21 protein-coding genes and 1 riboswitch are annotated in these 21,799 nt (G+C 72.0%); of the genes, 12 read left to right on the top strand and 9 right to left on the bottom strand.

All coding sequences use genetic code 11. The features are described from left to right. The first annotated feature begins 4 nt into the window (after window positions 1-4). A complete protein-coding gene (locus F4559_RS28725) occupies window positions 5-511 on the top strand; it encodes a GNAT family N-acetyltransferase (protein ID WP_184673988.1) in 507 nt (168 codons plus the stop codon). Here F4559_RS28725 and F4559_RS28730 read toward each other — a convergent pair. From F4559_RS28730 to F4559_RS28740, 3 genes are all read right to left on the bottom strand, one after another. After that, window positions 501-1,475 carry an ABC transporter ATP-binding protein gene (locus F4559_RS28730; RefSeq protein WP_184673989.1) on the bottom strand — a complete coding sequence of 325 codons (975 nt, stop codon included), beginning with the start codon at window positions 1,473-1,475 and terminating at the stop codon, window positions 501-503. The genes F4559_RS28725 and F4559_RS28730 overlap by 11 nt on opposite strands. Continuing rightward, window positions 1,475-3,052 (bottom strand): ABC transporter permease, encoded by a 1,578-nt coding sequence (locus F4559_RS28735; RefSeq protein ID WP_312865870.1) that lies wholly within the window; start codon window positions 3,050-3,052, stop codon window positions 1,475-1,477. Before F4559_RS28735 ends, F4559_RS28730 begins: the two co-directional genes overlap by 1 nt. Beyond that, window positions 3,028-4,065: a thiamine ABC transporter substrate-binding protein gene (locus F4559_RS28740; RefSeq protein WP_184673990.1), complete on the bottom strand. Its 1,038-nt coding sequence runs from the start codon at window positions 4,063-4,065 to the stop codon at window positions 3,028-3,030. Before F4559_RS28740 ends, F4559_RS28735 begins: the two co-directional genes overlap by 25 nt. Further along, window positions 4,054-4,166: riboswitch (TPP riboswitch) on the bottom strand. (Overlaps the previous gene by 12 nt.) A gap of 33 nt (window positions 4,167-4,199) precedes the next feature. Between F4559_RS28740 and F4559_RS28745 the strand changes: the two genes are divergently transcribed. Next, complete coding sequence (locus tag F4559_RS28745) at window positions 4,200-4,493, top strand: 4a-hydroxytetrahydrobiopterin dehydratase (protein WP_184673992.1); 294 nt, start codon at window positions 4,200-4,202, stop codon at window positions 4,491-4,493. Here F4559_RS28745 and F4559_RS28750 read toward each other — a convergent pair. Together F4559_RS28750 and ychF are read right to left on the bottom strand one after the other, a co-directional pair. Next, window positions 4,449-5,633, bottom strand: a complete 1,185-nt coding sequence (locus tag F4559_RS28750) for a mannosyltransferase (protein ID WP_184673995.1) — start codon at window positions 5,631-5,633, stop codon at window positions 4,449-4,451. The genes F4559_RS28745 and F4559_RS28750 overlap by 45 nt on opposite strands. A 250-nt stretch (window positions 5,634-5,883) precedes the next feature. Continuing rightward, window positions 5,884-6,963, bottom strand: coding sequence for a redox-regulated ATPase YchF (ychF, locus tag F4559_RS28755; protein ID WP_184673997.1), 1,080 nt, complete (start codon window positions 6,961-6,963; stop codon window positions 5,884-5,886). A 79-nt stretch (window positions 6,964-7,042) separates the two neighbouring features. Here ychF and F4559_RS28760 point away from each other — a divergent pair, with 79 nt between their 5' ends. After that, window positions 7,043-8,311: a DNA-3-methyladenine glycosylase 2 family protein gene (locus F4559_RS28760; RefSeq protein WP_184673999.1), complete on the top strand. Its 1,269-nt coding sequence runs from the start codon at window positions 7,043-7,045 to the stop codon at window positions 8,309-8,311. Beyond that, on the top strand, window positions 8,308-8,838 hold the full coding sequence (locus tag F4559_RS28765) for a methylated-DNA--[protein]-cysteine S-methyltransferase (RefSeq protein WP_184674001.1): 531 nt from the start codon (window positions 8,308-8,310) through the stop codon (window positions 8,836-8,838). The genes F4559_RS28760 and F4559_RS28765 overlap by 4 nt, the downstream gene beginning before the upstream one ends. Here F4559_RS28765 and F4559_RS28770 read toward each other — a convergent pair. From F4559_RS28770 to F4559_RS28780, 3 genes are all read right to left on the bottom strand, one after another. Beyond that, window positions 8,805-10,667 (bottom strand): ABC transporter ATP-binding protein, encoded by a 1,863-nt coding sequence (locus tag F4559_RS28770; RefSeq protein WP_312865871.1) that lies wholly within the window; start codon window positions 10,665-10,667, stop codon window positions 8,805-8,807. The two genes, F4559_RS28765 and F4559_RS28770, sit on opposite strands and share 34 nt — an antisense overlap. Before the next feature lie 135 nt (window positions 10,668-10,802). Further along, the gene (locus F4559_RS28775; protein ID WP_184674003.1) at window positions 10,803-13,670 is read right to left on the bottom strand and encodes an AAA family ATPase; all 2,868 of its coding nucleotides are present in this window, start codon (window positions 13,668-13,670) and stop codon (window positions 10,803-10,805) included. After that, window positions 13,667-14,809, bottom strand: a complete 1,143-nt coding sequence (locus tag F4559_RS28780) for an exonuclease SbcCD subunit D (RefSeq protein WP_184674005.1) — start codon at window positions 14,807-14,809, stop codon at window positions 13,667-13,669. The genes F4559_RS28775 and F4559_RS28780 overlap by 4 nt, the downstream gene beginning before the upstream one ends. An 87-nt stretch (window positions 14,810-14,896) precedes the next feature. On the opposite strand from F4559_RS28780, the gene F4559_RS28785 reads away from it, so the two are divergent. Both F4559_RS28785 and F4559_RS28790 read left to right on the top strand, forming a co-directional pair. After that, complete coding sequence (locus F4559_RS28785) at window positions 14,897-15,850, top strand: DNA recombination protein RmuC (RefSeq protein ID WP_184674007.1); 954 nt, start codon at window positions 14,897-14,899, stop codon at window positions 15,848-15,850. 52 nt (window positions 15,851-15,902) lie between these two features. Beyond that, window positions 15,903-16,424, top strand: coding sequence for a DUF6542 domain-containing protein (locus F4559_RS28790; RefSeq protein ID WP_184674009.1), 522 nt, complete (start codon window positions 15,903-15,905; stop codon window positions 16,422-16,424). 30 nt (window positions 16,425-16,454) lie between these two features. On the opposite strand, the gene F4559_RS28795 is transcribed toward F4559_RS28790, so the two are convergent. After that, the gene (locus F4559_RS28795; protein ID WP_184674011.1) at window positions 16,455-17,399 is read right to left on the bottom strand and encodes a 4-hydroxy-3-methylbut-2-enyl diphosphate reductase; all 945 of its coding nucleotides are present in this window, start codon (window positions 17,397-17,399) and stop codon (window positions 16,455-16,457) included. Window positions 17,400-17,462: 63 nt separating this feature from the next. On the opposite strand from F4559_RS28795, the gene F4559_RS28800 reads away from it, so the two are divergent. The 6 genes from F4559_RS28800 to F4559_RS28825 all read left to right on the top strand — a co-directional run bounded on the left by F4559_RS28800 (window position 17,463) and on the right by F4559_RS28825 (window position 21,773). Continuing rightward, on the top strand, window positions 17,463-17,960 hold the full coding sequence (locus F4559_RS28800) for a lipid droplet-associated protein (RefSeq protein WP_184674013.1): 498 nt from the start codon (window positions 17,463-17,465) through the stop codon (window positions 17,958-17,960). Continuing rightward, on the top strand, window positions 17,957-19,189 hold the full coding sequence (xseA, locus tag F4559_RS28805; protein ID WP_184674016.1) for an exodeoxyribonuclease VII large subunit: 1,233 nt from the start codon (window positions 17,957-17,959) through the stop codon (window positions 19,187-19,189). The genes F4559_RS28800 and xseA overlap by 4 nt, the downstream gene beginning before the upstream one ends. Then, window positions 19,170-19,577 (top strand): sugar ABC transporter substrate-binding protein, encoded by a 408-nt coding sequence (locus tag F4559_RS28810; protein ID WP_184674018.1) that lies wholly within the window; start codon window positions 19,170-19,172, stop codon window positions 19,575-19,577. The genes xseA and F4559_RS28810 overlap by 20 nt, the downstream gene beginning before the upstream one ends. Continuing rightward, on the top strand, window positions 19,574-19,783 hold the full coding sequence (locus F4559_RS28815) for an exodeoxyribonuclease VII small subunit (protein ID WP_184674020.1): 210 nt from the start codon (window positions 19,574-19,576) through the stop codon (window positions 19,781-19,783). The genes F4559_RS28810 and F4559_RS28815 overlap by 4 nt, the downstream gene beginning before the upstream one ends. Before the next feature lie 49 nt (window positions 19,784-19,832). Continuing rightward, entirely contained in the window at window positions 19,833-20,888 is a 1,056-nt protein-coding gene (glpX, locus tag F4559_RS28820) for a class II fructose-bisphosphatase (protein ID WP_184674022.1), read from the top strand. Window positions 20,889-21,005: 117 nt separating this feature from the next. Then, window positions 21,006-21,773, top strand: coding sequence for a S1 family peptidase (locus F4559_RS28825; protein ID WP_184674024.1), 768 nt, complete (start codon window positions 21,006-21,008; stop codon window positions 21,771-21,773). Window positions 21,774-21,799: the final 26 nt, after the last annotated feature.

A 21,799-nucleotide genomic window follows, 5' to 3' on the forward strand; every position in this document is an offset into this window, starting at 1 on the left:
GCCCATGTTCCTGGAGACCCCACGCCTGGTGCTGCGCGCCATCGAACCTTCCGACGTCGACGACGTCGCGCGGCTCCTGGCCGAGCCGGACGTGATGCGCTACATCGACACCGGCCGCCCGGTGCCACGCGACGAGGTCGAACGCGAGGTCATGCCGAAGGTGGTCGGCGGGGTCGGCTGGTGGGCGGGGATCGAGAAGTCCTCGGGCGCGTTCGTCGGCTGGTTCGAGCTGAGTCCGGTGGCCGAGGGCGTGCGCGAACTCGGCTACCGGCTGCACCCGTCGTCCTGGGGCCGCGGGTACGCGACCGAGGGTGCGACCGCGCTGGTCGCCAAGGGGTTCGCCGACCTGGGCGTCCACCGGGTCGTGGCCACCGCGATGGCGGTGAACACCGGGTCGCGACGGGTGCTGGAGAAGGCCGGGCTGGTGTACGTGCGGACGTTCCACGAGGACTGGCCGGACCCGATCCCGGGCGCCGAGCACGGCGACGTGGAGTACGCGCTCAGCCGATGAGCGCGAGGCCGTCGTCGTCGACGGCCAACCGCACCCGGTCGCCCGGTTCGGGGGGACGGGCGACCGGGGCGACCGCGTCGAACTCGCCCTCGCCGTCGACCACGACGACCAGCCGCACGTGGTCACGCCGGTGGACGCGTGCCCGCACCACGCCCGCGAGCGACCCGTCGGCGTCGACCCGCAACGCCGTCGACCGCAGTCCCACGCGGTGGTCGACGCCGACCAGGCGCCGGGCGGCGTCCGCGTCGAGCACCCGGCCGCAGCCGAGGAACCGCGCGGTGTCGTCGTCCGCCGGCCGCCGCCACACGTCGACGGGCGGCCCGACCTGCACGATCCGCCCGGCCCGCAGCACGGCCACGCGGTCGGCGAGCGTGAACGCCTCGTCGTGGTCGTGCGTCACGACCAACGCGGTGGCCCCGGTGTCGCGCAGCAGTCGGGCCAGGTCCAGCGCGAGCTGTTCGCGCAACGCCCGGTCGAGCGCGGACAGCGGTTCGTCGAGCAGCAGCAGCCGGGGTTCGGCGGCCAACGCGCGGGCCAACGCGACGCGTTGCTGCTCGCCGCCGGACAGCTCGGTGACCCGCCGCCGCCCGTAGTCGGCCAGGCCGACCAGGGCGAGCAGGTCGGCCACGCGCCGGTCCCGGGTCGCTTTGTCGACACCGGCCATGCGCGGCCCGAACGCGACGTTGCCCGCCACGTCCCGGTGCGGGAACAGCTGCCCGTCCTGGAACACGAGCCCGAATCCGCGCCGGTGCACGGGCACGCGCGCGAGATCGCCGCCGTCCCACGCGATCGTGCCCGCGCTGGGGCGTTCCAGTCCGGCCACGGCCCGCAGCAGCGTCGACTTGCCGCATCCCGAAGGGCCGAGCAGCGCGACGACCTCGCCGTCGGCGATCTCCAGGTCGACCCCGGACACCGCCTTCACGTCGCCGTAGCGGACGTCGAGCCCACGCACTGCCAACGCCATCAGAACTCCCCGCTGCTGGGCACGCGCAGCCGTTCGATCAGCAGCACGGTCACGGTGGTCACGACCATCAGCAGCACGCACGCCGCGTAGGCCAGCTGGCTGTTGAGCTGGCCGGGCCGCGACATCAGCCGGGCGATCACGACCGGCAGCGTGGCCGCGTCCGGCCTGGCCAGGAAGCTGGTCGCGCCGAACTCGCCGAGCGCGACCACGAACCCGAACCCGGCCGCCGCGACCAGCGACCGGAAGGCCAGCGGGAAGTCGACCTCGCGCCACACCCGCCACGGCGACGCGCCCAGCGTGGCGGCGGCCTGGCGCAGCCGTTCGTCGACCGCGCGCAGCACGGGCAGCACGATCCGCACGACCAGCGGCGTCACGACCAGCGCCTGGGCCAGCGGCACCAGCAGCGGTGACGTGCGGAAGTCGCCGGGCAGCGCGTCCATCGTGATCAGGTAGCCGAAGCCGACCGTCACCGCCGACACGCCCAGCGGCAGCATCAGCGCGGTGTCCAGGGTTTCGGCGAACCACGACCCGGACCGGCGCAGACCGACCAGCACGACCGCCGACAGCACGCCCACGACCAGCGCGATCATCGTCGCGTCGGTGGCCGCGCGCAGCGACCGCACGGCCGCGTCGAGCCCGGACACGACGAGCGTGCCCCGTTCGCCGGTACCCGCCAGCGCCCGGTAGCCCGCGAGGCTCCATCCATCCACAGTGGACAGCGAGCGGACGGTCAACGCGACCACCGGCACCAGCAGCACGCCGACGACCAGCCACGCCGCGCCCACCACGACCCACTCGCCGCCGCCGGGCCGGCGCGGCGGTTCGACCCGCAGCGGCAGGCCGCGTTCCCGTCGGCGCCTGGTCACGACGCCGATCACCAGCACCGCGATCACGGCCGCGAACTGGAGCAACGACAACGTCGCCGCGCCCGACAGGTCCAGCAACTGGACCGTGCGCAGGTAGATCTCGGTCTCCAACGTGCGGTAGCGGGCGCCGCCGAGCACCAGCACGACCCCGAACGCTGTGGAGCAGAACAGGAACACCACGGCCGCCGCCGACCCGATCGCGGGCGCCAGCGCGGGCAGCGTGACCGACCGGAACGCCCGCAGCCGGGACGCGCCCAAAGACCGGGCCGCGTCCTCCACCCGCCGGTCCAGCCGCGCCCACAGCCCGCCGACCGTGCGGGCCACGACGGCGACGTTGAAGAACGCGTTGGCCAGCACGATCGGCAGCACGCCGCCGTCGGGCCACAACGCGCGGAACGCCAACCCGACCACGACCGTGGGCAGCACGAACGGCACCATCACGGCCGCGCGCACCACCCCGGTGCCGCGCACGCGACACCGGGCCAGCAGGTAGGCCACGGGCAGGCCGGCCACCAGCGCCACGGCCGTCGCGGCGGCGGCCTGGCCGAGCGTGAACCCGACCAGGCCCCAGGTGTCCGCGTCGACCTGGACGCCGTCACGAAGGCCCAGGCCCACGATCGCGACGACCGGCCAGAGGAAGAAGACGCCCAGGAACGCCAGCGGCAGCAGGGACGCGAGCGCCCAGGTCAGCCGACGACGAGCGAACGCCACTGCTTGACCCACTCCTCGCGCTTGGCGTCGAGGAGGTCGGCGGGCACGGTCCGGGAGGACGGGGGCAGCGGCGCGGCCTTGGCCCACGACTCGGGCAGCGAGACGCCCTCGCGCGAGGGGTACACGTACATGTTCTCGGCCACGGTCGACTGGAACTTCTCCGAGAGCAGGAAGTCGACGACCTTGCGCGCGTCCTCGGTGTTCTTGGCGCCGCTGAGCACGCCCGCGTACTCGACCTGGCGGTAGCAGGTGTCGAACACGGCCCTGGTGCGCGGGTTGCCGTCCGCGCCGATCTCGGCCGACGGCGACGACGCGTAGGAGACCACGATCGGCCGCGGCCCCTTGCCCGCCGAACCGGAGAAGTCCTGCGTGTACGCCTCTTCCCAGCCGCTGACGACCTTGACGCCGTTGGCCTTCAGACCGGCCCAGTAGGTGCGCCAGTCGCTGTCGCCGCCGTCGCCGTACGTGGCGATCGTGGACAGCAGGAACGCCAGGCCCGGCGAGGACGTGGCCGGGTCCTCGACGACGAGCAGGTCCTTGTACTTCGGGTCGAGCAGGTCGGCGAACTTCTGCGGCTCGCCCTTGTCCTTCAAAGCGGCGATGTCGTAGTTCAGGCACACGTCGCCGACGTCGACCGCGTGCAGCCGGTTCGCGGGCGTGAGCGCGTACCGCTGGGCGCCGTTCTTCGCCGCGCCGCTGTCGTACTCGGCGAACACGCCCTCCTTGAGGGCGCGCGAGGCGAACGTGGAGTCGACGCCGAACGCGACGTCGCCGATCGGGCTGTCCTTGGTGAGCACGAGCTTGTTGGTCAGCTCGCCCGCGTCGCCACTGGCGACCTGCTTGACCGTGATGCCGGTCTCGGCCTTGAACGCGTCGAGCAGTTCGGGCTTCACCACGAACGAGTCGTGGGTCACGAGCGTCACCACGCGTTCGCCCTGCGAAGGGGTCGGCTCGGTGGCCGAACACGCGGCGAGCGCCAGCACGGAGGCGGCGGCCAGGACACGGCGGAGCATCGTCTCTCCCTACACCGGCATGACCCGGATCAGGTGTGGACGGTCGGGGGCCGGCGTGCCCCCCTCTCAGCCCGGCGCGCCGGACTCCCGTGGGTGAACAGGCATTTTACTCGACGGGGTGGAAGGCTCGACGCATGGCCGAACTGCTGACCGACGACCAGGTGACCAATGCCCTGTCCCACCTCCCCGGGTGGATCGCCCGGAACGCGGCCCTCGTGCGCACCGCCGAGCTGTCCTCGTTCGCGCAGGCGATCAAGGTGGTGGACCGCGTCGCGGAGATCGCGGAGCGCGACGACCACCACCCGGACATCGACATCCGGTGGCGCACGCTGACCTTCCGGTGCGCCACGCACTCCAGCGGCGGGATCACCGCGCTGGACGTGTCACTGGCTGAGGAGATCGACCGGGTCCTCGCGGCGCACGCGTAGCGAGACCACGATCGCGACGAGGGTGAGCAGCCCGAGCGCCGGGTAGGCCCAGCCCAGCGCCGACAGGTACCACGGCCGTTCGATGATCCAGATGGACGGCTGGAGGATGAGCAGGATCGAGATCAGGTAGCCGCCGATCGCCAGGACCCACAGCCCGGCCGTGATCCTGGCGATCGGGTGGTTCGCGCGGTAGAGCAGCCACATCAGCGCGGGCACCACCCAGACCCAGTGGTGGCTCCACGAGATCGGGCTGACCAGCAGGCCCAGGAACTGCACCGCGACGATCATGGCGAGCGTGTCGCGGCGTGCCGCGTGCAACGCCCATGCGGTGAGCGCCACGGCCACCGCCACACCCGCCAGGTAGACCGGGCCCGAGCCGACGTCGTGGCCGACCGTGCGGGACAGCGCGCCGCGCAGCGACTGGTTGATCGCCGACCCGACCGGGCCGACGCGGTCGGCGTCGCCGAGCAGCTCGAACCAGAACCGGTGGGACTGGCCGGGGCTCACGGCGTAGCCGATCGCGACCGTGCCGACGAACGCGGCAGCGGACAGCGCGGCGGCCCGGAACCGCTTGGTGACCAGGAAGTAGAGCCCGGAGATCGCCGGGGTGAGCTTGATGCCTGCCGCGATGCCGACGCCCGCGCCCGCGACGGAGTCCTTGAGGCTCACCAACGTCACGAGCAGCAACGCGCACAGCGCGAGGTTGATCTGGCCGTAGTTGAGGGTCGTGCGCACCGGCTCGACCCAGACCAGCAGGCCGGTCCACAGCAGGACGCGTCTGGAGTCGTGCGCGCCGATCAGCCGGAGCGACTGCTTCGTGATCAGCCACAGGCACGCCAGCGACAGCAGTTGCCAGAACCAGCGGGCCGCGCCCCACGGGATCCACGACAGCGGCAGGAAGAGCAACGCCGAGAACGGCGGATAGGTGAACGGCAGGGCGAACTTGTCGGAGAACTCGGACAGTCGCCAGTCGTAGAGGTTCCCGGTGAACAGCTCCGGCGAGCCGTTCCGGTAGACCATGAGGTCGATCATGGTCATCTTGGTCTGGAACGCCACCATGAGCAGGTGGCCCGCCAGGGACACGCCGAACACCCACGGCGCGACGGCGAGCAACCGGGCTTCGACGGCTCGCAGGTGCACCAGGTTCCTCCACGATCGTGTGAATTGCGTGACTACGAGGCCACTATTCCGGGTACCCGGACGTCTGACGAGTGGGAGATCAACGCAAGGGGATTCGCATGACCGCCGACATCGTCGTGTTCGCGATCGCAGCACTGGGCATGCTGGGCACCGCCGGTGGCGTCTTCGCCATGGCCCGCCACAGCCGCAAGCAGCTGCACTGAGACCCGGTCGGGGCGGCGTCCCGCGTGGACGCCGCCCCGACCGTCACTCAGACGTTGAAGCGGAACTCGACCACGTCGCCGTCGGCCATGACGTAGTCCTTGCCCTCCATCCGGACCTTGCCGGCCGCCTTCGCGGCGGTCATCGACTTCGCCTCGACCAGGTCCGCGAACGACACGACCTCGGCCTTGATGAACCCGCGCTCGAAGTCGGTGTGGATCACGCCCGCCGCCTGCGGCGCCGTGGCGCCCTGCGGGATCGTCCAGGCACGCGACTCCTTGGGACCGGCCGTGAGGTAGGTCTGGAGCCCGAGCGTGTGGAAACCGGCGCGGGCCAATGCGTGCAGGCCCGGCTCGTGCTGGCCGATCGACTCCAGCAGCTCCCGGGCGGACTCCTCGTCCAGCTCCAGCAGCTCGGCCTCGACCTTGGCGTCGAGGAACACCGCGTCGGCCGGTGCGACCAGCTCGCGCAGCTCCTTGAGCTTCGCGTCGTCGGTGAGCACGGACTCGTCGGCGTTGAACACGTACAGGAACGGCTTCGTGGTCAGCAGGCTCAGCTCGCGCAGTAGGTCGCCGTCCACTTCGGACTGGGCCGAGAACAGCGTGCGACCGCCGTCGAGGATCTCCTTGGCCTTGTTCGCCGCGTCCAGCGCCGGGCGCCGGTCCTTGACCGTGCGCGCCTCCTTCTCCAGGCGCGGGATCGCCTTCTCCAGGGTCTGGAGGTCGGCGAGGATCAGCTCGGTGTTGATCGTCTCGATGTCGGACGCGGGGTCCACGCGGCCGTCGACGTGGATCACGTCGTCGTCGGCGAACACGCGGATCACCTGGCAGATCGCGTTGGCCTCGCGGATGTTGGCGAGGAACTTGTTGCCCAGGCCCGCGCCTTCCGACGCGCCCTTCACGATGCCCGCGATGTCGACGAACGACACCACGGCGGGCACCTCGCGCTCCGAGCCGAAGATCTCCGCGAGCTTCGCCAGCCGCGCGTCGGGCAGCGGCACCACGCCGACGTTCGGCTCGATGGTCGCGAACGGGTAGTTCGCCGCCAGCACGTCGTTGCGCGTGAGGGCGTTGAACAGGGTGGACTTGCCGACGTTGGGCAGGCCGACGATACCGAGGGTCAAACTCACGGGTGGTGAGTCTACGCTGTCCACCCCCGTGTCCGATTTCCGCGAGAACCCAGGTGGAAGCCCTGGCAGAGTGGTGTCCATGCTCGTTGACGACGAACGCGCCTACCGGGCGGTCGCGGCCCGGGACGCCCGGTTCGACGGCTGCTTCATCCTCGCGGTGCGCACCACCCGGATCTACTGCCGGCCCTCGTGCCCGGCCGTGACGCCCAAGCGCCGCAACGCCGAGTTCTACCCCACCGCCGCCGCGGCGCAGTCGGCCGGCTACCGCGCGTGCCGCCGCTGCCTGCCCGACGCCGTGCCCGGCTCTCCCGAGTGGAACCTGCGCGCCGACCTGGCCGCGCGGGCGATGCGGTTGATCTCCGACGGCGTCGTGGAACGCGAGGGCGTGTCGGGCCTGGCGAGCCGCCTCGGGTACTCCGAGCGGCACCTGACCCGCGTGCTCACCGCCGAGCTGGGCGCCGGGCCGCTGGCGTTGGCCCGCGCCCACCGGGCCCACTCGGCCAGGCTGCTGATCGAGACGACCGACCTGTCGTTCGCCGACGTGGCGTTCGCGGCCGGGTTCGCGAGCGTGCGGCAGTTCAACGACACCATCCGCGCGGTGTTCGCCTCGACGCCGTCGGCCATGCGGGCACGCCGGTGCGCGGTGGGTGCGCCGGGCCGGATCGTGCTGCGACTGCCGTACCGGCCGCCGTTCGACTTCGCGGGACTGCTGGAGGTCTTCGCCGTCGAGGCGATCCCCGGCGTGGAGCACGTGACCTGGTCGTCGTACGCCCGCTCGTTGCGACTGCCGCACGGCGAGGGCACGGTGCTGCTGGAGCCGTCGGACGGGCACGTGCGGTGCTCGCTGCGGCTGACCGACCTGCGCGACCTGGGCAGTGCGGTGAGCCGGGTGCGCCGGCTGCTGGACCTGGACGCCGATCCGCAGGCCGTGGACTCGTTCCTGTCGGCGGACCCCGCGCTGCGCCCGTCCGTCCTCGCTCGACCCGGCGTACGGCTGCCCGGCAGCGTCGACGGCGCCGAGACCCTGCTGCGACTGCTGGGCCACCGTCGCGCGGGAGAGCCCCTGCGCGTGCCCGACGGCGAAGTGACCCACCTCTACCCCGAGCCCGCCGCCGTGGACTCCCCCGTGGCCCGCGCCCTGGCGGACGGCGGCCTCGTCGTCGACGTCGGCTGCGACCAGGCGGAGTTGGAGGCTCGGCTGACCGCGTTCCCCGGCGTGGGCGCCGACATCGCCAGGCAGGTCGTGGTGCGCGTGCTCGGCGCGCCCGACGTGCCGTCGACCACCGACAACGCGGCGTGGCGCCCTTGGCGCTCGTACGCCGCCCTGCACTCCAGGAGGATCGCGTGACCGCGTACGTGTCCACTGTGGACACCCCTATCGGACCGTTCACCGCCGTCGTGGCGGCGGACGGAGCCGTGCTGGCCAGCGGCTGGACCGGGACCACCGACGACCTGCTCCCCCGGGTGTCGCCGTCCCTGCGGCCGACGGCACTGACCACGCGCCGGGACCTCGGCCGGGTGACCCGCGCCGTCCGCGACTACCACGCGGGCGACCTGACCGCGATCGACGACGTCCCGGTCCGGCAGCGGGCCGGCGACTTCATGGACCGGGCCCTGGCCGTGTTGCGCGACGTCCGGGCGGGCGAACCCGTCAGCTACGCCGAGTACGCGGGGCTGGCCGGTCGGCCGTCGGCGGTGCGCGCGGCGGCTTCCGCGTGCGCGCGCAACGCGGCGACGTTGTTCGTGCCCTGTCACCGCGTGATCCGCTCGGGCGGCGCGATCGGCGCCTTCCGCTGGGGAGTGGACGCCAAGCGCTGGCTGCTGAACCACGAGGCCCCGGGTCAGGACGGATCGGCGAGCAGGTCGCCCCGATAGGCGGCGGCCTGGAGTTCGAACAGCTCGAAGTACTGGCCGTTCAGGGCCATCAACTCGTCGTGCGTGCCCTGCTCGACCACGACGCCGCGGTCCAGGACGACGATCCGGTCCGCGTTGCGGATGTTGGCCAGCCGGTGGGTCACCAGGATCGTGGTGCGGCGGGCCGCCGCCGCGCGCAACCCGGTGAACACCCGGGCCTCGGCCTTGGCGTCCAAGGCGGCCGTCGGCTCGTCGGCCACGAGGACCGCGGCGTCGCGGTACATGCCCCGGGCGATGCCCATGCGCTGCCACTGGCCGCCGGACAGGTCCTGGCCGTCGTTGAACTGGCGGGACAGCACCGTGTCGGCGCCCGCCGGGAGCGTGGCGATCACCTCGTCCGCGCCGGAACGGGTCACCGCGGACTGCCACGCGTCCGGGTCGTCGCGGTCCAGGCGGCCGACGGCCACGTTGTTGCGCGCGGTCATCGGCCACTGCGCCGGGTCCTGGGCGATCACCGCGATCGAGCGGTGGACCGTGCGCGGGTCGGCGTCGGCGAGGTCGACGTCGTCCCACCGGACCATGCCCGACGAGGCCGGGAACAGGCCGGTCAGAACCTTGCCCAGCGTGGTCTTGCCCGAGCCGTTCTCGCCGACCAGGGCGATCACCTCGCCGCGTTCGACGGTGAGGTTCACGTCGCGCAACGCGGGCTCGTCCTTGCCGGGGTAGGTGAAGGAGACGTCGGTGAGCGTGATCCGCTCCGGATCGGCGGGCGCGGTCACGCCCGACGTCGACTGCGCCTGTTCGGCGCCCTCGGCCAGCAGTCGTCGGTAGAAGTCCAGGTAGAACGAGTCCTCGTAGAGCGAGTTCACCGCGCTGGTCGTGCGGGACAACGCGGAGAAGCCGGTGCGCATCGCGAGCACGGCCGTGCCCGCCAACGCCAACTCCATCCCGCCGGACGCGAGCAGTAGGCCGAGCACGCCGTACGCCGCGCCCGTGCCGATGCCCGCGAGCGCACGGCCGGTGAGCTGCACCAGGTTCGTGCGGTGGGCCATGCGCACCTGGTCGCGGACCAGGCTGACGGAGATGCGGCGGTACTCGTCCAGCAGCGTTTCCTGGAGCACGAACGCGTGCCGTTCCAGCGCGAAGGTCCGTTCGGTCGCCACGCCCTCGACCACGCTCTTGCGCATGTTGCGCGTGACCGAGTCGAGGAAGTGCTGGTAGCGCAGTTTGGACACGCGGGCCGCGGCCCAGGCATTGGCCACCGCGGCCAGCATCAGGGCCGGGACGAGCCAGGGGTCGAGCAGGCCGGCCGTGACTATCGCCGCGATCATGGAAATGCCCGCCGAGATGAGCGTGGCCGAGGTGCGGAGGCTGCTGTCGAGGCTGCGGACTCCGTGTCGGCCGCCCTGGCGTGCCAGTTCCCGAAAGTCCGCGTCTTCGAAGGCCAAGAGGTTCGCGCGGACCAGGACGGCGGTTACTTCGTCGTTGGCTTTTGTGGTGACCAGCGGGCGTAGGGAGCCTTCCACGGCGGCGACCGCGGCGTCGAGCAAGGCTCTTACGGCGTAGGAGGCGATCACTACGGCCAAAGCCGGGAGTGATGCTTTCACGCGGTCGGGGGTCGGGCCGTCGCGGAGGAGGGCGGCGAAGACGTCGGCCGTGGCCAGCAGCCCGAAGGCGGTCACGCAGCCGGAGAGCAGGTGGACGGCGCCGGCCGCGGCGGTGAGTCTGGGAGATGCCTGCCAGGCCAGGCCTATGACCAGGCGGATGCCCGAGGGGAGGCTTCTCAGGGCTTTGCCCAGGCCTACTGTGGCCGCTTGGCGGCCTCTGGTGGCCCACCTGGGGGTGGCCACGTTCTCTACTCCGATCAGCACCATCCGGTCAGCCAAACCTGGGATCGGCTGTGGGCCAAGCGATTTCGCGGTCCGCACAAGCGCTTCGAGCGGTCGCTCGTCGTTCGGGGTGAGGTTTTCGACCCCAGGTTGTTGTCAGGCGGTCAGGTTCAGGGTCGAGCCGGTGCGGGATTTGGTCACTCGTAGGCGGGTGGGGATGCGTTGGCGTAGTTCTTCCACGTGGGATACCAAGCCGACTACCCGGCCGCCTGCTCTCAGGTCGTCGAGGGTGGTCATCACCAGGTCCAGGGTTTCGGCGTCCAGGGTGCCGAAGCCCTCGTCGATGAACAGGGTGTCGAGTACCGCGCCGGCGGATACCACGTCCGACAGGCCCAGGGCCAAGGCCAGGGATGCCAGGAAGGACTCGCCGCCGGACAGGGTTTTCGCCGGGCGGCGGCGACCCGAGTAGTCGTCGAGCACGTCCAGGCCCAGGCCACCTCTGGTGCCGTATTTGCCGGGTTCCACCGAGTGCACGAAGCGGTAGCGGCCGTGGCTCATGTGTTCCAGGCGGGTGCTTGCGGCCATGGCCACTTCTTCCAGGCGTGCCGCCAGGACGTAGGTGCGCAGGGTCATGGCGCGGGTGTTCTGGCCCCGGCCGTTGATCGCGTCGGTCAGGGCGTCCAGTTCCTCGAACTCGGCCGCCACGGGTTCCAGACGGGTCCACACCTCGCGTAGGTGGGTGGCCAGTCGTTCGGTCCGTTCCACCTTTCCGGTGGCCACGGCGAGGTTTTCCGCTGCCTTTTCCGCGCCGGCGGTTGCCTCGTGGAAGCGTTGTTCGGCGCCGGACACGTCCACTTCGGTCTCCGGGGACACGTCGGCCAGTTCGTCGAGCACGGCCTGCGCCGCGATCCGCGCGTCCTCGATCTCCCGCACGCGGCGTTCGATCCCGGCCAACGCGTCGGGGGTCCGCGCGGCCGACAGGGCGTCGGCCACGTCGGCGAAACCGGCCGCCGCCGCCGCTTCCGCGACCGCCACCCGCTGCTCGGCCAACCGCACGGCGGACTCGGCCGCCTCGGTGCGCCGCTGGTCCCACGTCGACAACGCCTCGGCCTGGCCGATCAGGTGATCGCGGCGGGCCACCACGTCCGGAAAGCCGTCGCGGGCCGCTTCCAGGCGGGATTGCCGTTCCCGCACGACCTCGATCAGCCCGTCGCGCTGTTCGGTCGTCCGGGCGACCTCGCGTTCCCCCTCCGAGCGCTGCCGGACCAGTTCCGCGACGCGCTGTTCGAGCACGCGCAAGGAGTTCTCGCGCTCGGCCCGCTGCCGCGCCAGGGTCTCGACCTCGCGGTGCTCGGCCAGGATGTCCTCGACCTCGCGGTCGCCGACCACCTCGCGCAACGCCGCGACACGGGCCTCGGCCTGCTGCGCCGCGCGTTCCACGGCCGTGCGCCGTTCCTGCGCGCGCTGCTCACGGCCGGCCGCGGCCTCCTCGTCGGCCGCCGTCACGGCGTCGAGCACGGGCTGTGCGGGCGCGGGGTGTTGCGCGGACCCGCACACCGGACACGCCTCGTCGGGACGCAACGCCTCGGCCAGTTCGACGGCCATCTGCTCCAGGCGCCGCGCGCGCACGGCCTGCCACCGGTCACGCGCCAGTTGGTGCGCGTCGACCGCCGCACGGCGTTCCTCGTCCACCTGTCGGCCGCGCTCCAGTGCGTCGGGTAGTTCACGCGCCGCCTGGGCCCGCGCGGTCGTCTCCGCCGACCTGGCCTGTGCGACCACCGACTCCTCGACCAGCGCTTGAGCCGCCGTCACCCGGTCCGGCGCCTCGTCGAGCGCGCGGACCACCACAGCGAGCTGTCCCGACAGCCCGGTCAGGCGCGCGGTGAGCCGCTCGACCCGCTCGCGGTCCGCGCGCTGGCGGTCCGCCTCCTCGGCGAGCGCCGCCAGCCCGCCCGCCACCTCGCGGTACCGCTCCCCGTCGGCCCGCGGATCGGTGCCCTCGTAGCCGATCACGGCGGCAGCGGCCTCGGACGCCCGGGTGCGCTCCAGGTCGCGGGCGAAGCGTCGCTCCACCTCGTAGGCGGGGACGACCGCCAACGCCCGCCGGGCCACGTTGCGCTCGCGCACCCACTCCAGCCGTTGTGGCTCCTGCTCGTCGCACCGCGCCACGGTCGCCGACGCCGCCCGCACCCGCGCGCTGCGCTCGGCGGCGACGCGGGCCTCCTGCCAAGCCTTCTGCGCCGACCCGCGCGCGGCGGCGACCTGCCGGGCCCACAGCCCGGCCGCGTCGCGCTCCTCGACCAGCCGCTTGAGCACGGAGCTGAGCCACTCCTCGTCGCCGGAGTCCTCGGGCGGCTCCTCGCCCGCCGTCTCCGCGAGCCGCACGCCGAGTTCCCGCGCCTCCTGGGCGAGCGCCTTCACGGCCCGCCCCCGCTCCTTGCGCCGTTCCACGAACCAGTTCTCGACCGCCTGGAACCGGTCGGTGCCGAAGAGCTTCTCCAGCACCTTCTCCCGCTCGCCGGTGTCCGCGCGCAGGAACCGCGCGAACTCGCCCTGCGGCAGCAGCACCACCTGGAAGAACTGGTCGGCGGTCATCCCCAGCAGGGACTCCACCTCGCGGGCCACCTCGTCGATGCGCGTGTGGCCCTCGCCCGACCACCCGGCCAGCCAGGTCAACGACACCTGCGCCTGCTGCCGGGTGAACCCGTCCCCGCGCTTCTTCGGCCGCTCGTACTCGGGACTGCGCACGAGCCGGAACCGCCGCCCGCGCACGGTCAACTCCAACTCGACGACCGTCCGCGTGTCCCGGTCCGCGTAGTCGCAACGCAGCCGCTTGACGTCGTTGCGCGCGCCCGGCACCCGGCCGAACAACGCGAACGCCACGGCGTCGAGCAACGTCGTCTTGCCCGCGCCCGTGTCGCCGTGCAGCAGGAACAATCCGTCGGCACCGAGCAGGTCGAAGTCGACCTCCTCACGCCCGGCGTACGGCCCGAACCCGCTGACCACCAACCGGTGCAGCTTCACGAAGCCTCCTCACGCGCCGCGGCGGCGAACGCCTCGCGCAACATCGCCAGTTCCCGCTCCGACGGCCGCTCGTCGCGCACGTCCTCCAGGAAGCAGCACGCGATCTCCTCGTCCGACCGGCCCCGGACCCGCTCGGCGAAGCGCAGTTCGGCCGACCGGCCGCCCTCGGGCTGCCAGTCCACGTGCACCGCGTGCGGGAACCGGGCCTGGAGGCGCCGCAACGCGTCCAACGGCCGCACCCGGTCGGTCAACACCACGGACAGGAAGTGGTCGGCGATCTCGTCGTGCTCCGGCGCGGACAGCAGCTCCGCCAGCCCGCCGCTCACCGTCGACAACGCGCGCGGCACCGGCAGCGGTCGCCGCTCGACCCCGGCCAGGCCCCCCGCGTCCAACTCCACCAGCCACACCGACTTGCCGTGCCGCGCCTCGGAGAACGAGTACGCCATCGGGCTCCCCGAGTACCGCATGCCCTCGGCCAACGTCTGCTGACCGTGGAGGTGGCCCAACGCCACGTAGTCGACCCCGTCGAACACCGACGCGGGCACGTCCTGCACGCCACCCACGGCGATGGTCCGCTCGGACTCGCACGCCTGACCGCCCGTCACGAACGCGTGCGCCAGTACGACCGACCGCGCCGACCGCGTGGCGAGATCGGCCCGCACCCGCCGCATCGCCTCCGTCAGCACCCCCCGGTGGCCGCGCGCGTCCGGTACCTCCAGCGCCTGCCGCGCCGTCTCCGGCTCCAGGTAGGGGATGCCGTACACCGCGACCGGACCGTGGTCGTCCGCCAGCAGCACCGGCTCGCCGACCGCCGCCGCCCGCGTGCGCACGTGCAGCCCGCCCGCCGCCGTGAACCCGCCGAACAACCCCAACCGCGCCGCCGAGTCGTGGTTGCCCGGTGTCACGACCACGGTCGCGCCCGCCGCGCGCAACCGTTCGAGCACGCGCGAGCACACCGCGACCGCCTCGGCGTTGGGCACGGCCCGGTCGAACAGGTCGCCCGCCACCACGACCACGTCGACGCGTTCCGAGTCCACGAGGTCGGCCAGGCCGGACAGCACCGACTCCTGCTCGGCGAGCAGGTCACGGCCGTGGAACGTGCGTCCCACGTGCCAGTCCGACGTGTGCAGGAACCTCATGCGCTGCACCGTATTGAGGAGCACCGACAATTCCCGGCACTCCGATCCGGCGTGTCGCTCGAACGTGTGATCGGCCACGCATGCGCCATGATCGGGGGTGTGGCGGCGGTCCTGAGCACGGCGGCGGTGGTGGTGGCGCTCCTCCTGGCGGGGGCCCTGGTCTTCCTGTGGCGGCTCTACCAGGACGGCGTCCGGCGTGCCGACGCGGCGCTGGCCGCGATCCAGGTCGAGCGGCAGCGGGCCGACGCGCACCGGGAGGCGTTGCAGCGCTACGAGGTCGCGTTCTCGTCCGTCAGCGGCCGGGGCGAACTGGGCGAACAGGTCCTCGTGCAGACCGCGCGGCTGCTCGGCCTGCGCGAGGGCGTGCACTTCGAGGTGCAGGTCGACGTGGCCGGCGGCGGGTCGGTGCGACCCGATCTCGTGCTCAACGTCGGCGGCGGCCGGCAGGTGCCGGTCGACGCGAAGATGAGCATGGCCACGTGGGCCGAGGCCGTGGAGACCGACGACCCCGGCGAGCGGGCCGACGCGTTGCGCGTGCACGTGCGCAACATCCGCGCCCGCGCGGGCGAACTCGCGGGCAAGGGCTACCAGCGGTTCGCCGACGCGATCTACGGGACGATCATGTTCGTGCCCAACGACGGTGCCGTGGTCGCCGCCCTGGACACCGACCCCGAACTGCTGCGCTGGCTGCTGGACCGGCGGATCTTCCTGTGCGGCCCGACCGGGTTCGCGGTGATCGCCTCGGCGGCCATGTTCGCGGTGACCGACCGGGCGCTGGCCGACGACGTCGAACGCGTCCGCACCCAGGCCACGGGCGCGCACCGGGCCGCCGACGCCGCCATCGACGCGGTCAACCTGACCAGCACCCACCTCCAGCGGTTCCTGTCCGCGCGCCGCCGTGAACTCGACGCGCTGGAGGGCTTCCGGGCGGCCGTCGAACCGCTGTCCGACGCCTCCGCGAGCCCCACGCCGCTGCCCGTCGTCCGGCGCGCGGACGAACGCAACGGGCACGGCTCGCCGCTGGACGCCCGCGAAGCCTGACCGAAGTCGGCTACCGTGTGCCGACGACGTTGGCGAACGAGGAGTGTGGCGCGTGACCGCTGCAACGCGCGACCGGCGCAGCGAGCCCGAGGACGACGATCTGCACAGCGTGCGCTGGAACGACCGGGCGCTCTTCGGCACCTTCCGGGGTCTGCCCTGGTGGGCGGCCGTCGCGGGCACGTTCGTGCTCGCCATCGTCGGCACGTTCCTCGACCTGAGCGCGGACTCGGCGGTCGGCTGGGTGTTCGCGGTGACGTTCTTCGTCGGCGCGGTCGGCTCGGTGGTGTTCGTCGAACGCCGCTCGATGTTCGGCCCGGTCGTCGAACCGCCGCTGGTCCTGGCGATCGTCGTGCCGCTCGTGGTCGTCCTGACGCAGGGCCTGCCCACCGGCGGCCTCGCGTCCGTCGGCCTGAAGCTGGGCAAGCCGCTGATCGACGGGTTCCCGGCGATGGCCGTGACCACGGCGTGCACCGTGCTGCTCGGCCTCTACCGGGTGATCAAGCAGCGCGACCCGAACCGGCCGACGGCCGACGAGGTGCGCGCGGCCAAGCGCCGGCCGCGCGACGACGACTAGTCCGCATTCCGGCCGCGGGTACCGCCCGGGCTAGCGGACCATGTCCTTGCGGAGTTCCCGCGGCAGCGCGAAGGCGATCTTCTCGTTGGCCGTGGTGATCTCCTCGACCTCGCCGTACCCGTGGGAGGCGAGGAACTCCAGCAGTTCCATCACGAGGATGTCCGGAACGGACGCACCGGAGGTCACGCCCACCGTGGACACGCCGTCGAGCCACGCGAGGTCGACCTCGCGGGCGTAGTCGATCAGGTACGACGCCTTCGCGCCCGACTGGAGCGCCACCTCGACCAGGCGGACCGAGTTGGACGAGTTCTTCGAGCCGACCACGAGCACCAGGTCGCACTCGGGCGCCATCGTCTTCACCGCGGTCTGGCGGTTGGACGTCGCGTAGCAGATGTCGTCCGACGGCGGGTCCTGCAGCTCCGGGAAGCGCTCCTGGAGCTGGCGCACGCGCACCATCGTCTCGTCGACCGACAGCGTGGTCTGGGACAGCCAGACCACCTTGGACGGGTCGCGCACGGTGACCTTGTCGACATCCTCGGCGGTGTCCACGAGCTGGATGTGCTCGGGTGCCTCGCCCGCGGTGCCCTCGACCTCCTCGTGCCCCTCGTGGCCGATGAGGAGGATGTCGTAGTCGTCACGCGCGAACCGGCGGGCTTCGTTGTGGACCTTGGTCACGAGCGGGCACGTGGCGTCGATCGTGCGCAGGCTCCGCTCGGCGGCCTCCTGATGCACCATCGGCGACACGCCGTGCGCGGAGAACACGACCAAAGCACCCTCGGGCACCTGGTCGGTCTCGTCGACGAAGATCGCGCCACGCGCGGACAACGTCTCGACGACGTGCTTGTTGTGGACGATCTCCTTGCGCACGTACACAGGTGCGCCGTACTGCTCCAACGCCTTCTCCACCGTCACCACGGCACGGTCGACGCCCGCGCAGTAGCCACGTGGCTTGGCCAGGAGAACTCGCTTGTCCATGCACCAAGGGTACGGCGTGGCGTGCCTAGGCATTCCCGGCCCGACTGGGGCAGGCTAATGCGCATGAAGCCACTGCCGCTGCCCGTCCGCCTCGCCGCGGGACTCGCGGTCACCGCCGTCGAGCAGGCGCGCAAGCTGCCGCAGCAGCTGGTGGGTCTGCCCGTGACCGTGGTCAGCGAGGCGCTCCAACTCTCCATGCGGGTCCAGCAGCGCGTGACGGAACTCGCAATCAAGGGCGACGACGCCCTGTCGGTGCTGCGGCCGGTCGAGCAGGAACCGGAGTGGGCGACGTTCGACGAGGACGAGGAACCCGAGCCCACCGACCCGCCGGACGACGGCGACGACCCCTGGTCGGAGGAGGAGCGCGCGCTCGCCGCCGAACGTCCCGGCGTGCTGCCCAACTACGACGAACTGTCGCTGCCGCAACTGCGGGCGCGGCTGCGGACGTTGCGCGTCGACGAGCTGGAGTCGCTGCTGGCGTACGAGCGCTCGCACGCGGGACGGCCCGAGTTCACGGGGATGCTGTCGCGGCGCATCGCGAACCTGCGCGCCGAGTCGTGAGCGAGGAGAAGTCCTCGCCGGAGCACCCGTGGCCGGTGCGCACGGTCGCACGCAAGATCTTCGACTGGATCAACCGGCTCGGCGACGTGTGGGTCGAGGGCCAGGTCACGCAGCTGAGCGCCCGGCCGGGCACGGCCACCGCGTTCCTCACCCTGCGCGACCCGTCCGTGGACATGTCCATGCAGCTCACGGCCCCGGTCGGACTGGTGCGCGACCTCCAGCTCACCGAGGGCAGCCGGGTCGTCGTGCACGGCCGGCCGCACTTCTTCCCCAACCGGGGCACGCTGAGCCTGCGCGTGGACGAGATCCGCGCGGTGGGCGTCGGCGAACTGCTCGCCCGGATCGAACGACTGCGCAAGCTCCTGCACGCCGAGGGCCTGTTCGACCCGCGTCGCAAGCGCCGGCCGCCGTTCCTGCCGACCAAGATCGGGTTGATCACCGGTCGGGCGTCGGCGGCCGAACGGGACGTGCTGACCAACGCCCACGCGCGCTGGCCTGGCGCCCGGTTCCGGGTGGTCAACGTGGCCGTGCAGGGCGCGTTGGCCGTGCCGCAGATCCTGACCGCGCTGTCGACGCTGGACCGCGACCCCGAGGTGGACGTGATCGTGCTGGCGCGCGGCGGCGGCAGCGTCGAGGACCTGCTGCCGTTCTCCGACGAGGCGTTGTGCCGCGCGGTGTCGCGGTGCCGCACGCCCGTGCTGTCCGCGATCGGGCACGAGCCGGACAGCCCGCTGGTCGACCACGTCGCGGACCTGCGCTGCTCGACGCCGACGGACGCGGGCAAGCGGGTCGTGCCGGACGTCGCCGAGGAGGCCGAGCGGATCAGGCAGTTGCGCGACCGCAGCCGGCGGGCGCTGTACGGGTGGGTCGACCGGGAGCGCAAGCTGCTCGCGTCGTTGCGCACCCGGCCGGTGCTGGCCGACCCGCACGGACCGCTGGACCGGCGGGCCGAGGACGTCGACCGGCTGCGCGAACGCGGTCGGCGCGCGATCCGGAACCGACTCGATTCAGAGGCGGCCGGACTCGCCGCGACCACGGCACGCTTGACGACCTTGGGACCGGCCGCCACGCTGGCGCGTGGCTATGCCGTGGTGCAGGTCGTCGGGGACGGGGTCGTCCGGTCGACCGCCGACGCGCCGGCCGGGACCAGACTGCGGATTCGAGTGGCGGACGGCGCTGTGCACGCGGTCGTCGAGGAGGGAGACGGTGGTGGCCGACCCGGCGCGTGAGACCACGTTCCTGCCCTTGACGATGTCCGCCGCGGGCGACGCGGGCGACGACGGCGCGCGTACGGTGCGTCACCGTGCGGAAGTCGCGGACCGGGCCGCCGCCGACTGCTGGCTGTCGCTCGTCGCGGGGTGCACGTCGGGCCGGGAGACGTTGATCGACAGCCTGCACGACCTGTCCGAGGCGACCTCCGGGTACGCCGGACCGCAGTGGTGGCTGTCGCACGGATCGGTGCATCGGCGGCGCGTCGCGGCGGCCGAACACCGCATCGACGACGCCGTCCGCGAGGGCGACGGAGCCGAGTTCGCCGAGGCTTTCATAGGCTATGACCAGGCCGTTGCCACCGTTCTGGTGCACGTGCGCAATCGATTGGGGAACCTGTCCACGTGACGGAGCCGGGATACGAGCAGGCCAGGGACGAACTCGTCGAGGTGGTGCGCCGACTGGAGGCGGGCGGGCTTTCGCTCGAGGATTCGCTGGCCCTCTGGGAACGCGGCGAAGCGCTCGCGAAGTCGTGCGAACGGCAGCTCGCGGGCGCCCGCGAGAGGATCGATCAAGCACTGAGTGTGACCGAGGAGGACGTGGCCGACGCCTGATGACGTGCGAGGATCGGTCCACCGGCCGGTTATCGCAGGAGGATTCGTCATGGTGTCTGGCAGCAACCCGTCCGAGCGTCGACGCGAAGCACCCGACCGGAACCTGGCGCTCGAACTCGTCCGCGTGACCGAGGCAGCGGCGATGGCCGCGGGGCGCTGGGTCGGGCGTGGCGACAAGAACGGCGGCGACGGCGCGGCCGTCGACGCGATGCGCAAGCTGATCGGCACGGTGTCGATGCGGGGTGTCGTCGTGATCGGCGAGGGCGAGAAGGACGAGGCGCCCATGCTGTTCAACGGCGAGGAGGTCGGCGACGGCAACGGGCCGGAGTGCGACGTGGCGGTCGACCCGATCGACGGCACGACGTTGATGTCCAAGGGCATGCCGAACGCGTTGGCGGTGCTCGCGGTGGCCGAGCGCGGCGCGATGTTCGACCCGTCCGCGGTGTTCTACATGGAGAAGCTGGCGGTCGGGCCGGAGGCGGCGGACGTCGTCGACATCACCGCGCCGGTCGCCGAGAACATCCGGCGGGTGGCCAAGGCCAAGCACAGCGACGTGTCCGACGTGACGGTGTGCATCCTGGACCGGCCGCGGCACGAGTCGATCGTGCGCGAGGTGCGGGCTGCGGGCGCGCGCATCCGCTTCATCTCCGACGGCGACGTGGCGGGCGCGATCTCGGCGGCCCGGCCGGGCACGGGCGTCGACCTGCTGCTGGGCATCGGCGGCACGCCCGAGGGGATCATCGCGGCGGCGGCGCTCAAGTGCATGGGCGGCGAGATCCAGGGCCGGCTGTGGCCGAAGGACGACGAGGAGCGCGAGAAGGCGATCGGGGCCGGTCACGACCTCTCCCGCGTGCTCACGACGACCGACCTGGTGCGGGGCGACAACGTCTTCTTCTGCGCGACCGGCGTCACGGACGGTGACCTCGTACGGGGCGTGCACTACCGGGCGGGCGGGTGCACGACGCAGTCGATCGTGATGCGTTCCAAGTCCGGCACGGTGCGAATGATCGACGGTTTCCACCGTCTGACCAAGCTTCGCGAGTACGCGTCGGTCGACTTCGACTTCCCGCCGGGCGACGAGGAAGCTCTTCCCCCGCTTCCTTAACGAGTTGTTAATAGTCAACGGAGCGTTACAGATCGACCGGCGGTTGGCCTACGCCGTGTTCGTCTTTAGTTTCCGATTCGTGCCCGGCATCCCTGCGCCGGGTGCGGAGAGGAAAAGATGAAGGTTCGTACCCTGTTCACCGCCGTCGCGGTCGCGGTCGGTGCTGCGCTGGCGACCATGGGCAGCGCGGCGGCGGCACCGGCGGCGGACGGCGGCGTGACCCCGTACATCGTCGGCGGCGGCAACGCCACGCAGACCTACTCGTTCATGGTCTCCCTGCAGAGCACGTCGGGTAGCCACTTCTGCGGCGGCTCGCTGATCAAGGCCAACTGGGTCGTCACGGCCAAGCACTGCGTGCAGGGCCGGTCGGCGTCGTCGATCCGCGCCCGGATCGGCACGACCAACCGCACCAGCGGCGGCACGGTCGCCACCGGCGCCCAGATCATCACGCACTCCAGCTACGACATCGCGCTGCTGCGCCTGTCGACCTCGGTGACCCAGACGCCGATCAAGGTGTCGGACTCCTCGGGCGCGACCGGCACGGCGACCCGCATCATCGGCTGGGGTCAGACCTGTGCGGCGTCCGGCTGTGGCGGTGCCCCGGTCACCCTCCAGGAGCTGAACACCTCGATCGTGGCCGATGGCAGCTGCCGGGGCATCAACGGCGCGTACGAGATCTGCACCAACAACCCCGGCGGTCGCGCGGGCGCCTGCTACGGCGACTCGGGCGGTCCGCAGATCAAGCAGGTCGGCGGCACGTGGGAGCTGATCGGCGCCACCAGCCGGGCGGGCAACAACAGCTCGACCTGCGCCACCGGCCCGTCGATCTACATGGACGTCCCCTCGTTCCGGTCGTGGATCAGCCAGAACGCCGGCTCCGTGTGAGCCGTCGCTGATCGCTGAGTCACTCG

This window comes from Saccharothrix violaceirubra, assembly GCF_014203755.1.
Taxonomy (GTDB): domain Bacteria; phylum Actinomycetota; class Actinomycetes; order Mycobacteriales; family Pseudonocardiaceae; genus Actinosynnema; species Actinosynnema violaceirubrum.

Coding starts and splice junctions, on each gene's coding strand:
- F4559_RS28725 (WP_184673988.1), top strand. CDS start 5: ATGTTCCTGGAGACCCCACGCCTGGTGCTGCGCGCCATCGAACCTTCC.
- F4559_RS28730 (WP_184673989.1), bottom strand. CDS start 1,475: ATGGCGTTGGCAGTGCGTGGGCTCGACGTCCGCTACGGCGACGTGAAG.
- F4559_RS28740 (WP_184673990.1), bottom strand. CDS start 4,065: ATGCTCCGCCGTGTCCTGGCCGCCGCCTCCGTGCTGGCGCTCGCCGCG.
- F4559_RS28745 (WP_184673992.1), top strand. CDS start 4,200: ATGGCCGAACTGCTGACCGACGACCAGGTGACCAATGCCCTGTCCCAC.
- F4559_RS28760 (WP_184673999.1), top strand. CDS start 7,043: ATGCTCGTTGACGACGAACGCGCCTACCGGGCGGTCGCGGCCCGGGAC.
- F4559_RS28780 (WP_184674005.1), bottom strand. CDS start 14,809: ATGAGGTTCCTGCACACGTCGGACTGGCACGTGGGACGCACGTTCCAC.
- F4559_RS28785 (WP_184674007.1), top strand. CDS start 14,897: ATGATCGGGGGTGTGGCGGCGGTCCTGAGCACGGCGGCGGTGGTGGTG.
- F4559_RS28795 (WP_184674011.1), bottom strand. CDS start 17,399: ATGGACAAGCGAGTTCTCCTGGCCAAGCCACGTGGCTACTGCGCGGGC.
- F4559_RS28800 (WP_184674013.1), top strand. CDS start 17,463: ATGAAGCCACTGCCGCTGCCCGTCCGCCTCGCCGCGGGACTCGCGGTC.
- glpX (WP_184674022.1), top strand. CDS start 19,833: ATGGTGTCTGGCAGCAACCCGTCCGAGCGTCGACGCGAAGCACCCGAC.
- F4559_RS28825 (WP_184674024.1), top strand. CDS start 21,006: ATGAAGGTTCGTACCCTGTTCACCGCCGTCGCGGTCGCGGTCGGTGCT.